This is a genomic window from Acinetobacter sp. YH12136 (assembly GCF_013418545.1).
GTDB lineage: Bacteria > Pseudomonadota > Gammaproteobacteria > Pseudomonadales > Moraxellaceae > Acinetobacter > Acinetobacter towneri.
In genome coordinates, this window is the sequence record NZ_VPBV01000005.1 from 57,825 (window position 1) to 70,669 (window position 12,845).

General features: G+C 42.0%; 13 protein-coding genes. 8 read left to right on the forward strand and 5 right to left on the reverse strand.

Annotated elements, in window-relative coordinates; translation table 11 throughout:
* Nucleotides 1–246: 246 nt before the first annotated feature.
* The 3 genes from FTU71_RS03740 to FTU71_RS03750 are packed head-to-tail and all read left to right on the forward strand — an operon-like array spanning nucleotide 247 to nucleotide 2,792.
* Nucleotides 247–786, forward strand: coding sequence for a DUF924 family protein (locus tag FTU71_RS03740; RefSeq protein ID WP_179990727.1), 540 nt, complete (start codon nucleotides 247–249; stop codon nucleotides 784–786).
* Between the two features lie 45 nt (nucleotides 787–831).
* Nucleotides 832–1,404: a hypothetical protein gene (locus FTU71_RS03745; protein WP_180111463.1), complete on the forward strand. Its 573-nt coding sequence runs from the start codon at nucleotides 832–834 to the stop codon at nucleotides 1,402–1,404.
* Nucleotides 1,405–1,463: 59 nt separating this feature from the next.
* A complete protein-coding gene (locus FTU71_RS03750) occupies nucleotides 1,464–2,792 on the forward strand; it encodes a DUF445 domain-containing protein (RefSeq protein ID WP_180111465.1) in 1,329 nt (442 codons plus the stop codon).
* A 161-nt stretch (nucleotides 2,793–2,953) separates the two neighbouring features.
* On the opposite strand, the gene FTU71_RS03755 is transcribed toward FTU71_RS03750, so the two are convergent.
* Together FTU71_RS03755 and FTU71_RS03760 are read right to left on the reverse strand one after the other, a co-directional pair.
* A complete protein-coding gene (locus FTU71_RS03755) occupies nucleotides 2,954–3,538 on the reverse strand; it encodes a hypothetical protein (RefSeq protein ID WP_180111467.1) in 585 nt (194 codons plus the stop codon).
* Between the two features lie 32 nt (nucleotides 3,539–3,570).
* Complete coding sequence (locus FTU71_RS03760) at nucleotides 3,571–3,795, reverse strand: hypothetical protein (RefSeq protein ID WP_180111469.1); 225 nt, start codon at nucleotides 3,793–3,795, stop codon at nucleotides 3,571–3,573.
* Nucleotides 3,796–3,968: 173 nt separating this feature from the next.
* Here FTU71_RS03760 and FTU71_RS03765 point away from each other — a divergent pair, with 173 nt between their 5' ends.
* On the forward strand, nucleotides 3,969–5,123 hold the full coding sequence (locus FTU71_RS03765) for a methionine aminotransferase (protein WP_180111471.1): 1,155 nt from the start codon (nucleotides 3,969–3,971) through the stop codon (nucleotides 5,121–5,123).
* A gap of 114 nt (nucleotides 5,124–5,237) precedes the next feature.
* Nucleotides 5,238–6,605, forward strand: a complete 1,368-nt coding sequence (locus tag FTU71_RS03770) for an MATE family efflux transporter (RefSeq protein ID WP_180111473.1) — start codon at nucleotides 5,238–5,240, stop codon at nucleotides 6,603–6,605.
* A gap of 26 nt (nucleotides 6,606–6,631) precedes the next feature.
* Here FTU71_RS03770 and FTU71_RS03775 read toward each other — a convergent pair whose 3' ends face one another.
* Entirely contained in the window at nucleotides 6,632–7,471 is an 840-nt protein-coding gene (locus FTU71_RS03775) for an SDR family oxidoreductase (RefSeq protein WP_096901500.1), read from the reverse strand.
* Between the two features lie 213 nt (nucleotides 7,472–7,684).
* Here FTU71_RS03775 and FTU71_RS03780 point away from each other — a divergent pair, with 213 nt between their 5' ends.
* From FTU71_RS03780 to phoR, 3 genes are all read left to right on the forward strand, one after another.
* Nucleotides 7,685–8,404 carry a TetR/AcrR family transcriptional regulator gene (locus tag FTU71_RS03780; protein ID WP_004974164.1) on the forward strand — a complete coding sequence of 240 codons (720 nt, stop codon included), beginning with the start codon at nucleotides 7,685–7,687 and terminating at the stop codon, nucleotides 8,402–8,404.
* A gap of 495 nt (nucleotides 8,405–8,899) precedes the next feature.
* On the forward strand, nucleotides 8,900–9,610 hold the full coding sequence (gene phoB / locus FTU71_RS03785; protein ID WP_004974162.1) for a phosphate regulon transcriptional regulator PhoB: 711 nt from the start codon (nucleotides 8,900–8,902) through the stop codon (nucleotides 9,608–9,610).
* Nucleotides 9,611–9,619: 9 nt separating this feature from the next.
* Nucleotides 9,620–10,978 carry a phosphate regulon sensor histidine kinase PhoR gene (gene phoR, locus FTU71_RS03790; RefSeq protein WP_178867065.1) on the forward strand — a complete coding sequence of 453 codons (1,359 nt, stop codon included), beginning with the start codon at nucleotides 9,620–9,622 and terminating at the stop codon, nucleotides 10,976–10,978.
* 96 nt (nucleotides 10,979–11,074) lie between these two features.
* Here the strand turns inward: phoR and asd are convergent, their stop codons facing one another.
* Both asd and FTU71_RS03800 read right to left on the reverse strand, forming a co-directional pair.
* Nucleotides 11,075–11,935, reverse strand: coding sequence for an archaetidylserine decarboxylase (gene asd / locus FTU71_RS03795; RefSeq protein ID WP_096901498.1), 861 nt, complete (start codon nucleotides 11,933–11,935; stop codon nucleotides 11,075–11,077).
* Nucleotides 11,932–12,774, reverse strand: a complete 843-nt coding sequence (locus FTU71_RS03800; RefSeq protein ID WP_180111475.1) for a sulfurtransferase — start codon at nucleotides 12,772–12,774, stop codon at nucleotides 11,932–11,934. The genes asd and FTU71_RS03800 overlap by 4 nt, the downstream gene beginning before the upstream one ends.
* Nucleotides 12,775–12,845 lie beyond the last annotated feature (71 nt).

Below are 12,845 nucleotides of genomic sequence, written 5' to 3' on the forward strand. Positions count from 1 at the left end.
TTCTCTATCATGCAGATGATCTGAGATGAAATTGCTACCGTTCAAGTATAACTTGATTTGGCATCAGCACATGCGCTTGGGCTGTTTTTTCTAACAAAATGATGATTTTGGGGCATGCTGACATTTAATAAAGTGGTCAACGCCAATAAATTTTAATTTGGCAATTTTTTATCACAAAGTTGCACTATAAGACATGCTAAATTTGTGATTTTATAATCAAAAGAACAGAGGTAAATAATAAAGCGTATGAATTATCAGGATTTTTTAGATTTTTGGTTTTCTCCTGCTGCGGAACCGAACTGGTTTGTCAAAAGCGCAGAGTTTGATGCCGTGCTTGCAGAAAAATTTACCGATGTACTGCAACAAGCGGCACAAGGAGAACTATGGACATGGCGCGAAACACCCGCAGGTCGTTTGGCTGAAATCATTGTTTTAGATCAATTATCACGTAATTTATACCGTAATGACCCGCGTGCCTTTGCCCAAGATGGAATAGCCTTGGTGTTGGCACAGGAAATGATTCACTTAAAATTGGATCAGGACTTAAACCCAACCGAACGTCGTTTTCTATATATGCCGTTTATGCACAGTGAATCCAAACGTATTCACGAAGTCGCATTAACGTTGTTTGAAAGTTTGAATGACCCCACCGTGTTGGGCTATGAACTGAAACATAAAGTGATTATTGACCGTTTTGGGCGTTATCCGCATCGGAATCAGGTGTTGGGACGTCCTTCGAGTGCAGAAGAACTTGAGTTTTTAACCCAACCCAATAGCAGTTTCTAACTGGCGAGCTTGTCTTGGCTGGTTGATGTGTACAGGAGCTTTCACATGAAATATTCCCTACTCGGTCTTGCCCTTGCCAGCAGTTTGCTGTTTACAGGCTGTGCCACGACATCCTCTAAACCGCTCAGCTTTGAGCAGTTGGGGCAATACAGCACCACACCGCTCAATGCGCAAACCTATCGGATTAGTTTTTTAGCGGGTCATAACATGAGTTTTGGCACTGCAGCAGAAATTACTTTGGTGAAAGCAGCACAAACCACGCTGCAACACGGTTTTCGCTTTTTTAAAGTTTTAGATGATCCGAGTAACCGTAGCCAGAAACCACCTAGACAAGCCGTGGTTTACCCTGCACCAAGTTACTATCCGTATAGCTATTCGCCGTATGGATATTATCATCGTCGCGCACCATTCTGGCCTGACCCATTCTATGATATGCCGCAAGTGGTGACCCTCGATCCGACTCAAGTGTCTTACACCATTCAGTGTTTTAAAGATCAAAAATCTGCACCTGAAGATGCCTTTGATGCCACATTGATTTTACAGTCTTTAGGCGCTAAATATGGGTTAAGTCCAACGGGACAACCGCTGATTGCGCCTGCTGCCCCTGCGGCACAGTAAGACCGTAATTTGCATCAACCATTGTTATTTGGTCACTCTCGCTTTAAAAGGATGTGTGCATGAATCCAGCACCTGCCAATAGCCCAACTCAGCACTCGGCAAACGTATCTCCAAGTTTGCAACGCAGTAAACGCTTTGCCACCATTGCCTTAGTGATTGCGGTACTGACCTGGCTGGCATTAATGCTGACCGCAAAATTACTGCCTGAATATACCTGGTTGATTCATATTCTGATGCTATCTGCCGAGGCAGGTGTAGTGGGTGGTCTGGCAGACTGGTATGCAATTACTGTGCTGTTTCGCAATCCTTTTGGCAAAATGCCAATTCCCAAGTTTTTACGTGATCACACCGAAATTATTCCGCGCAACAAAGACCGTATTGCCGAGTCGATGGGACGTTTTGTACAGGAAAACTTTTTGTCGCCACAAGTGGTAGAAAAAAGCCTGCACAGTACAGATTTATCTTTAGCCGTGGGCAAATGGCTGGCGAATCAGCAAAATAATGCGCAAGTGACCCAAGTCATTCAGCAAACTGTACCGAAAATTTTTGAATTTGTTGGGCAAGAACAAATTGGGCGCTTTATTCAAAGTAACAGCGTACAATGGATTCGCAACACGCAGGTCAACCACTTGGCCAGTGAAATGCTGCGTGCGGTTTTGGAAAATGACTTCCATCAAGATGTGCTGCAACGCGGTTTAGACCTTGCCCATGACTGGATGCTGAAACATCCTGAAAAAAGCCGTGAATTGACTCGTCAATTATTTAAAGAACTTGGCGTGTGGAAACTGGCCAAAGGTGCGAGCTGGATTGGAATTGATGTGCAGCAACGCACTATAGATTCTTTACTGCAACGGGTCGAATCCATGCTGGCAGACCCTGAACATCCTTGGCGACAAAAAATTGAAGAGGCTGGGCAGCAACTCATGTTACAACTGGCAGATAACAACAGCAGTGCCAGTCTGCGCCTAAATGATACTAAAAATGCCCTATTAGACAGCCCACAAGTCTTGAATTTTATCAGTGGTGCCGTGGTCATTCTCTGCAATGCGATTAAGGAAGATTTACAAAAACCTGATTCAGGAATTGCGCAAAACCTGCGTGTTGCCATTCAACAAGTCGGTGAAAATATTATTGCCAACACGGCGGTGCGTCAGTTACTGAATGAAAAAATGGGGGCTATTGCGGTCAATTTGTCTGATCAGTACAGCGAAAAAGTGATTCGTTTTATTAGTGAGCGTATTCATGAATGGGACTCACGCGAAATGATTGGCAAAATTGAAAATGAAGTCGGTGGCGATTTACACATGATTCGAGTCAATGGTGTCGTCGTCGGTGCATTTATTGGTTTGGGTTTAGGGATTATTCGGGCGTTGGTCGAGTTGATTTGAGGTTACTATTGCTGATATAGGTTTCTGAAAATCAAAAAAATTGTCATATCAAAAAGATAAAGTCAAAAGACTCCCAGTTTCATGAATATTCATTAATTTTAATGAAAAAATTTACTAGATGAGTGTCTTATGATTTTTCCTAAATTATTGAAATGCTTGTTTTAAAATTCACCTTTTTCTGTAGAAGTTTGACCAGTGGTAGAGTTTTCATCATTTATATCTAAAATATCTTTTCTTTTTTCAGGACCATAATATGAAATAAACTTATTTATAGATTGATCCCATGCTAAATAACTGTCGTTATATTCAGATGTAAAACGATAACTATCTTTAGTTTTTTTAAGCTCTAATCCTTCACGTCCTAACCAATAGTTAAGAACATGATCATATTTGCCTTCCTTATTTTGAAAGTAAATATCTATAAAGCCATCACTGCTTCCGGTGAACATTGAGTAAGCACCTTCACATGTAACATTTGAAGATCTGATAATATAATCTTTTAAACCATCTCCATTAAAATCTACATTTACTAAAAAACCTTTATCAAAAGTTATCTTAGGATTTTTAATAGCCATTTCTTCGTCTTCAGATATACCTTGACATGCTTCAATATAATTAGTTTGGACTGCTTCTTTAATTTCTATAGGAAGCTTATTTAAAGGAATACTATTATTTTTTACAGAAATTTCTGCTAAAGAATTTGTACAAAAAACAGCGATGGTTGCAAAACCTATTAACTTTTTCATTAATAAACCTATATAATTGAATTTGATAGAAATTAATAAGTATATCTAAAACCCTGGGCCATCATACAATCTCTAATCATTTCTGCTTTTTCATTTTGGTTTACTTTGGCCAAACCGACATCGTAACGACATTTTGCTAAAGCATTATTAGTGTCATGCGGAGTGATTCCTGCTTTTCTCCACATTGGTTGGGAAGTGCTACACGCTGAAACTAAAAGAGTAGAAACTACCATTCCCCCGATAATAAATTTTTTCATAAAAAAACCTCACAAAAATAATTAATTAATTTTTCCATTCTATCAAAACATATCATTTTTGGAATGCTCGTATAAATTTAAATCATATTTTTATAGGCAACCATCCCCATTTGCATTCAACCCTGAAAACGCTACGATGTAAAGCAAACTGCTGCCACCATCAGAACCTCTCTATGCTCAATATTCACGCAAAACTCCCTGCTCAAGGCCTCAGTATTTTTAGCCGTATGTCGGCTTTGGCTCAACAACTCAATGCCTTAAATTTATCGCAGGGTTTTCCAGATTTTCCTGCACCTGCAGCACTACTAGACGCATTAAGCCACGCCACACATGCAGGTTTCAATCAATATCCTTCAGGTGATGGCTACTTACCACTGCGTGAACAACTGGCGCAGCAGTTTTTGCAGCGCGATCAATTACAGCTTGACCCTGTCAGTGAAATTACCATCACCCCAGGGGCAACCCTTGCCATTTTCAGCATTATGCAAACCGTGCTGCAAGCAGGTGATGAAGTCATTATTTTTGACCCGAGTTATGACAGCTATGCCCCATGTGCAAAGCTGCTGGGTGCAAAAGCCATGCACATTCCATTGCAAGCCCCGCATTTTCAGGTGGACTGGAATAGGGTTAAAGATGCGATTCATGCCAAAACCCGCATGATCATCATCAACACGCCACATAATCCCACAGGTACAGTATGGTCAGCGCAAGATTGGCAGCATTTAATTGATGTCATTCAGGAACATAATATTGTGGTGCTGTCCGATGAAGTCTATGAACATTTAGTCTTTGATACGCATCAACATCGCTCTGCGCTGTCTTTTCCTGAGCTTAGGGAACGTAGTTTTGTCGTGGGCTCGTTTGGTAAAACTTTTCATGTCACAGGCTGGAAAACAGGCTACTGTGCGGCTGCACCTGCCTTAATGCAGCTCTTTCGCCAAGCCTATCAATTTATTAATTTCTGCGGGGTTAGCCCTGTGCAAGTAGCTCTGGCGAATTATATGCAGCAGCATCCTGAACATATTGCAGAATTGGCAAAGTTTTATCAGGACAAACGTGATTTGTTTAATCAAGGGATTGCCAATTCACGTTTTCAATTCAGCCCTGCTCAAGGCACTTATTTTCAAAATTTAGATTACAGCAATATCCGCCCTGACTTAAATGCCGTAGATATGTGTCATTTTCTAGCCGAGCAGTACGGCATTGTCGGTATTCCTGTGTCTGCATTTTATCAAACCCCACCCGATGATTTACGTTTAATCCGCTTCTGCTTTGCTAAAAAAACTGAAACCCTGTTGCGTGCAGGTGAAATTTTATCGGCAATTTAAGTAGTGAAGCTCTACTGAAATGTCACTGAGTTACTGAAAAGCTAAGGCTTTTTATGACCAAATCATGCTAGGGTGAAATTTCAAACAACCGCATAGTGAAGCGCAGGATTTGGCATGGCAAGACCTCAGGCACTGGTCGATCACCCTCAGCTTTGGAAAACCTTTTTGGTATTTCTATTGCCACTGATTGCCACCAATATTTTGCAAAATCTTTCGGGCACCATTAACACAATTTTTGTCGGGCAAATGCTGGGTGTGGAAGCCATTGCTGCAGTGTCGGTATTTTTTCCCATTATTTTTTGCCTGATGGCCTTTGTGATTGGGCTCTCGGCAGGCTCGACCGTGTTGGTTGGACAAGCATGGGGCGCACAAAATGTCGAAAAAGTGCGCTGTATTGTCGGCTCGACTTTATTTATGACCCTGATTGGCGGCAGTTTGATTGCCTGTTTAGGGGTAATTTTTGCCGAACAAATTTTAATCTTATTGGGCACAGACCCTAAAGTGATGCATCTATCCCTGCCTTATGTGCAATGGATGTTGGCAGGCAGCCCACTGCTGTTTGTGTATATTATTTATACCTCTATTTTACGTGGAGTGGGCGATAGCCTTACGCCACTCATTGCCCTGAGTTTGACTAGTTTAATGGGATTGGTGATTACCCCCATCCTGATTGCAGGTTATTTTGGCTTTCCTCGCTTGGGCATTATTGCCCCTGCAATTGCCACCATTCTGGGCTATCTGGCTGTTTTAATTTTTTTGGTGATTTACCTGAATAAAAAGAATCATCCCTTAAAAATGGATGTGCATCTACTACGTCAAATTCGGCATCAACCCAATTTAAGCAAGGTGATTTTACGCTTAGGGATTCCCACAGGCTTACAAATGGTCACTACCTCTATGGCAGGTTTGGTGATTGTCGGTTTGGTCAATCGGCATGGTGCTGAGGCCACTGCCGCCTATGGCGCAGTTAATCAGGTGTTGAACTATATTCAATTTCCTGCGCTATCTATTGCAATTGCCGCTTCAATTTTTGCTGCACAAGCCATTGGTGCAGGCAAAGCCGAATTACTGGCTAAAGTGACCCGTACAGCCTTAGGCATGAATTTGCTGATTACAGGTATTTTAGTCACCTTGGGTTATTTATTTTCTAAATATCTGATGGCGTTGTTTATTACCGATCCTGCGGTGGTGGTACTGGGTCAGCAGCTCTTATTTATTGTGTTGTGGGCTATAGTATTCTTTGGTGCCAGTGCAATTTTTGCCTCAATTATGCGTGCCAGTGGTACAGTCACTGTACCCATGATCATCAATATTTTAGCCATTGTGCTGATTGAAGTGCCATGTGCGTATTTGTTTAGTCAACGCTGGGGCTTGGAAGGTATTTGGTATGCCTATGCTTTGGCCTTTGTGAGCCTGTGCATTGGTCAAGGCGCATATTATCAATTCGTCTGGAAGAAAAAAACCATTCAGGTTTTGGTCTGAATGGTCTTTTATATTTGTAAGTTAGATTAACCGCGTTTCTTGCCCAACTTAGTCGCCCATGCGGTAACTTTCTGATAACCCGTTGGAACAATACGCTGGATTAAATCCAAAGTTTTGGCATCATTACCAATCAATAAACGGCGCTTGTCTTTTTGTACCGCTTCTAAAATTTGGCGCGCCGCTTCTTCAGGCGGGCAACGCAATAATTTATTAAAAGCACGTGCCGATTTTTCAGGATTCATGCCCAAAGTGCGCATGCTGTCGTTCATTTTAGCATTGTTGGCAATATTGGTACGAATCCCGCCTGGATGCACGCTCAACGCACTCACACCACAATTTTCCAAATCCAATTCCTGACGCAAAGACTCGGTAAAACCGCGCACCGCAAATTTGGTTGCGTTATAAGCCGACTGCGTTGGCTGTGCAGTTAAACCAAATAAACTGGAAATGTTAATGATATGACCATCTCCCGTTTGTTTGATTAAAGGCAAAAATTCTTTGGTGCCATAGACCACACCCCAGAAATTAATACCAACAATCCACTCCAACTCTTCGTAACTTGCACCTTCTACGGTAGAACCCAACGCCACGCCTGCATTATTAAAAATCATATTGACCGAGCCGTGGTCTCGCACAGTTTCAGCTGCCCATTCGCGCATTTGTTCTAATTTAGAAACATCCACCTTTTTAATGGTCACGCGCACATTACTGTCTTTGAGCAAATCCACTGTTTGCGCCAAACCTTGTTCATTCACATCACTGAGCGATAAATGACAGCCTTGCTTCGCCAATAGAACAGCCAATTGCTGCCCAATCCCCGAGCCTGCGCCTGTAATTGCGGCAACTTTATTTTTAAAATTTTTCATGTGATTTCCTTGAGTATGTGGCGTGCACAGTTCAGACCTGCTTGTTGTTTTGTAGGGCTGTGCGATGCGCTGTGGTTTAAATATAATTTTGACAATAAGTATTGTCAATATAAGCCAGTACGAATATCGCAAATGAATCTGAAAACATAGGTTTAACAGATAATTATTGCTAGTATAAAGCCTAATTACGGTTCTTATTTGGCTTAACTGAACATGACAGAACAACTGCCCGTGACTGCAGAAACAGAAAAAACCACCCAGAAACAACAAAAAGAACGTCAGTTTAAAGGCTTGTCTTTAACTGAGCGCAAACAGGCGCGTCGTGAAAAACTGATTGAGGCAGGTATTCAAGCCTATGGCACGCATGGTTTTTTTGCCGTGACCGTAAAAGATATTTGTACCGAAGCCAAACTAACCGAGCGCTATTTCTACGAATCCTTTAAAAAAAGCGAAGAACTGTTTCAGACCATTTTTTTAAAATTGATTGATGAATTACAGCAAAATGTCATGCAAGCCATTATGCAAGCCTCGGCTGATCCTAAAAAAATGATTGATGCAGGACTGACTGCTTTACTGACCACGCTAAAAAATAACCCGCAAATGGCACGTATTATTTATATTGATGCCATGCTGGTGCAAGAACTACATAACCAAGCCACCATTCACGAAACTATGTCGCGTTTTGACCGCATGATTCAGGCCTTTGTCATGCTGATGATGCCGCATTTAGACCGCCCCAACCGAGAAATTTCACTGGTAGCGACAGGCTTAAATGGTTATGTCACCCAAATTGCGATTCGCTGGGTGATGAGCGATTTCAAACAATCCATGGAAGATGTCTTGTCTTCTTGCCGTATTGTATTTTTATCGTTATTACAGACCTTTTCGGAAAAAGAGCAAGCTTTTGTGAAAGATTCTTCGACATTGTCATAAAATCGAAAAATATTCATAATATTTTTCAAATTCAGAGGGGTCTGCTGACATTTCATAAATGGCTTGCGCTGTAGGCTAAAACTGAGCAGATCAGGCATGAAACGCAGGGAATAGTGGGTCTATTGCCAAGTTTCATAACGCAATCTGAGAAAGTTTTAGCTACAGTCCTTCGGAACGAGCATATTTTTTTGCCGCTATTGCGTTATGAGTCAGTCACTTAGAATAACTAAATTTCCTGCCTCATGCCTTATATCAGCTAAAAAATCTTGCGAGATATATCTCTCACGTCGCAAACATAGACGAAGTGTCAGCAGACCCTATTTACTTTGACTGAATCTGTTCAGTTTTTTCATCAAATCGACACTATTTTGTCACAAATTATTGCAAAAATAGCCCATTCAACCCTTTCTGCAATGATACTGTCATAATTAATCTTTGTAATAAGCCTGTCATAAATAAAACGGTCCACCGTTAACATCTATAGGATATTGCGTTGTGAAAGATGACTACATTTTAATCGTCGATGACGAACTTCCAATTCGGGAGATGATCCATACCTCTTTAGATATGGCAGGCTTTCAGTGCTTACAAGCAGAAGATGCAAAACAAGCTCATCAGATGATTGTCGATCAACGTCCAGCGCTTATCTTGCTTGATTGGATGATGCCAGGCGGTGTCAGCGGTGTAGACTTGTGCCGTCGCCTAAAACGCGATGACAACCTTGCTGAAATTCCTGTGATTATGCTCACTGCACGTGGCGAAGAAGATCACAAAGTTCAAGGTTTAGATGCTGGCGCGGACGACTACATGACTAAGCCGTTCTCGACCCGTGAACTGGTGTCACGTATTAAAGCGGTCTTACGTCGTGCCAATGCCTTAAGCGGTGAAAAAACTATTGATGCCAACGGTTTAATTTTGGACCCAGTCAGCCAGCGTGTCAGTTTTGGTGACAATATTTTAGAAATGGGCCCAACCGAATATCGTCTATTGGCGTTCTTTATGACGCACCCAGAGCGCGCTTACACCCGAGCGCAATTGCTTGACCAAGTCTGGGGCGGCAATGTATATATTGAAGACCGAACTATTGATGTGCATATTCGTCGTTTACGTAAAGTTTTAGAACCGTATGGTGTAGACCGTTTTGTACAAACGGTACGTGGTACAGGCTATCGCTTCTCGACACGTGCGGATGTTGCTTTAGGCTAAAATTATTTTATGTACGAACCTTACCCAGTCCCTGAACTCGCCCGTGACCTCAAACAAGTTCGTTACAGCAGTTTATGGACTTTTGCCAAACAAGATTTTCGTTTATTGGCCTTTTTCCTAATTATTGCAAGCTTGATTGGTTTTGGGATTGGGTATTTTTGGATTTGTATTAGCCTCGCCTTTTTGCTGTTTTTTCTTCAGCAAATGCGCTCCCTCTATTTAGTTAATGATTGGATTTCCAATCGTCCTTATGATGTGCCGCCAAATCTGCATGGTATTTGGGGTGCATTACTGTTCAATGTTTATCGCTCACAACGTCAGGAACGTATCGTTCAGGCCGAAATGGTCGGGTTGATTGATCGCGCCCAGTCTTCATTGGTGGCGTTGGATGAAGCCGTGATGCTGATTGATGAAAATCATCAAATTGAATGGTGGAACCCTGCTGCTGAAAAGCTATTGGGTATTCAGCCTTTAGACCGTGGACGCAACATCCTCACTATTTTGCGCCAACCTAGTTTTATTGAATATTTTAATCATATTGATCAAGCACCTGACGGTTTAAAAATGAAATCTAGCGTGCATGAAGGGCAATATGTGCAAGTCAAAATGACTCAGTTTGGTGGCGATAGCCGTTTGTTATTTGCTTACGACATGACGCGTATGCATAACCTAGAACAAATGCGTAAAGACTTTGTCGATAATATTTCACACGAATTACGCACTCCGCTAACGGTGCTGAGTGGTTATATCGAAACCTTTACCGATCAGGAAGATATTAACCCGCGTTGGAAACGTGCTTTTGAGCAAATGCAGTCACAAACCCGACGCATGAACGCTTTGGTAAATGACCTGCTGCTGCTGTCGCGTCTGGAAAATGAAAAAACCATCGCCAAAAATCAAATTATTGAAATGCCAAGTTTAATGAATCAATTATTTGACGATGCACATGCCTATAACGTCGATTATGGACATACGCTCAACTTAAATATTGACAGTCATTATGATCTGATTGGTTCAGATGTAGAATTGGCCAGTGCCTTTAGCAACCTGATCACCAATGCGATTAAATATACCCCGAAAGGTGGGACGATTACCATTGGCTGGCATGATGATGGCAATCAAGGTTATTTTACTGTGGAAGATACAGGCATCGGGATTGATCCGAAACACTTACCACGCTTAACCGAACGCTTTTATCGTGTAGACAGCGCACGTAGCCGACAAACAGGCGGTACTGGTTTAGGTTTAGCAATTGTGAAGCACGTTTTGATGCAGCATAATGCACACTTAGAAGTCGAATCTAAAGAAAATCAAGGCTCTATATTTAAAGTCGTGTTCCCAAAAGAACGTTTGTATTACGAAACTTAAGCGCTGGTTGAGCTAAAATAGACAATAAATTACAGATTTAAAAAACAAAAAAACGCCAAATTACTTTGGCGTTTTTTATTTCTTTATTCACATATTTTATTCAGCAGAAACGATATGTCCCAGGGCTTTCCCCATTTCCACTACAGAATTGGCTTTGAATTCAGCATCCCACTGCATTTTATTTTCTTCAAACAAAACAATCGCGGTTGAACCCAAATAAAAACGTCCTAATTCTGCACCTTTTTCAAGGAATAATTGGTGCTGATTCAGCTCCAAACGCCCTGATGGTTTCACTTTGCCTGTCGCCACGGTTTCAATGCCCGCCACAATCATGGCACCCACCAAAACAACCGCCATACGACCCAATTCGGTATCAAACAAACACACCATGCGCTCATTGCGGGCAAATAAACCCGGAATATTTTCGGCTGTGGTTTGATTGACAGAAAACAACTCACCTGGCACATATAAAGTTTCGGTGAGTGTGCCTGCAAAAGGCATGTGTACACGGTGATAATCGCGCGGAGATAAATACACGGTTGCAAATTGACCATTTTTAAATGGTTCAGCCAATTGCGGGTCGGCAATTAAGTTTTCAACAGTAAATTGCTGACCTTTGGCCTGAAAAATTGCCCCATCTTCAATTTTACCCAACTGTGAAATCGCCCCATCTGCAGGCGATACAATGCTGTTCGGATTGCTGTCAATTTCCCGCACACCCTGCTTTAAAGAACGGGTAAAAAATTCATTAAAAGATTTATATTTCAAGGCATTGCTTTGTTCTGCCAAAGACATATCAATGCCGTATTGCGCCTTGAATGCAGTGATCACCGCATTTTTGAGCACAGGATGCTCACTGGCTGCAAGTTTACCCACAACACGTGATAATTGATGTTGTGGCACAACGCGTTGTGCCTGAATGAAAATTTGTTTTTTTAAACGTGATGTGAGGCTCAAGACGGCAACTCTCCAGTAATAACAGGACTGTCAGGGCGGTTGCCCCATTCACTCCACGCACCATCATAGGCCTGAATTTTCCAACCCAATAAACGCCCTAAAATGTAGGCCAAACCTGAACGGTGATGTGACTGACAATACACCACTACAGGTTCGTTTAAATTGAATCCGAGTTGTTCCAGACGCTGTCGTGTGCGTTCTAAGGGATGCAATTTTAAATGATTTTCACGATTAAGGGCAGTACTCCATTCAAAATGCAATGCCCCAGGAATGTGACCGCCGCGTCGTGCAGCCAAACGTAACCCTGTATATTCATCTGCGGTACGGCAATCCCAAAGTTGCACCGACTGGTTTTGGCACTTTTCTAATAGCTCATCATATTGAATTCGATACTGATTTTGCTCGGCAACAGGAACAAGCATGCTGACGGGTGTTAGCGGTTCAACCTCAGAAGTAGTTGGAAAACCTGCTGCCAACCATGCGTGAATCCCACCATTTAGTAAACTGGTATTTTCAAAGCCTAAACAGTGTAAATTCCAAATCAGACGCCCTGCCCATGCGCCACCTTCATCGTCATAGGCGACCACATGATGCTCAGGGGAAATACTCAAATACTGAATCAAGTCTTGTAAAGCCTCGGGTTCAGGCAATAAACCCGATGTATCTTCATCCTGACGTAGCAACATGCTCGGTTTGACCTGTAAAGCATGCGGAAGATGCAATTGCTCGTACACCGAATTGCGGCTCAAATCGACAATGCGCAATTTTTCATGCCCTAAAAAGGGAACTAAATCTTCTGCTTCAATCAGCAGTCCAAAATTGAATGGAGAAGTGCTCATTTTTATGCGGTTCAGTCTGTTTGGCAATCAACTTTAACTTAGTATAGGTCATTTTTGATAGCATGCTGTTT

What these genes read in the sequence shown, in the direction of transcription:
- FTU71_RS03740 (WP_179990727.1), top strand. Translation starts at nt 247, where the DNA reads ATGAATTATCAGGATTTTTTAGATTTTTGGTTTTCTCCTGCTGCGGAA.
- FTU71_RS03745 (WP_180111463.1), top strand. Translation starts at nt 832, where the DNA reads ATGAAATATTCCCTACTCGGTCTTGCCCTTGCCAGCAGTTTGCTGTTT.
- FTU71_RS03750 (WP_180111465.1), top strand. Translation starts at nt 1,464, where the DNA reads ATGAATCCAGCACCTGCCAATAGCCCAACTCAGCACTCGGCAAACGTA.
- FTU71_RS03755 (WP_180111467.1), bottom strand. Translation starts at nt 3,538, where the DNA reads ATGAAAAAGTTAATAGGTTTTGCAACCATCGCTGTTTTTTGTACAAAT.
- FTU71_RS03760 (WP_180111469.1), bottom strand. Translation starts at nt 3,795, where the DNA reads ATGAAAAAATTTATTATCGGGGGAATGGTAGTTTCTACTCTTTTAGTT.
- FTU71_RS03765 (WP_180111471.1), top strand. Translation starts at nt 3,969, where the DNA reads ATGCTCAATATTCACGCAAAACTCCCTGCTCAAGGCCTCAGTATTTTT.
- FTU71_RS03770 (WP_180111473.1), top strand. Translation starts at nt 5,238, where the DNA reads ATGGCAAGACCTCAGGCACTGGTCGATCACCCTCAGCTTTGGAAAACC.
- FTU71_RS03775 (WP_096901500.1), bottom strand. Translation starts at nt 7,471, where the DNA reads ATGAAAAATTTTAAAAATAAAGTTGCCGCAATTACAGGCGCAGGCTCG.
- FTU71_RS03780 (WP_004974164.1), top strand. Translation starts at nt 7,685, where the DNA reads ATGACAGAACAACTGCCCGTGACTGCAGAAACAGAAAAAACCACCCAG.
- phoR (WP_178867065.1), top strand. Translation starts at nt 9,620, where the DNA reads ATGTACGAACCTTACCCAGTCCCTGAACTCGCCCGTGACCTCAAACAA.
- FTU71_RS03800 (WP_180111475.1), bottom strand. Translation starts at nt 12,774, where the DNA reads ATGAGCACTTCTCCATTCAATTTTGGACTGCTGATTGAAGCAGAAGAT.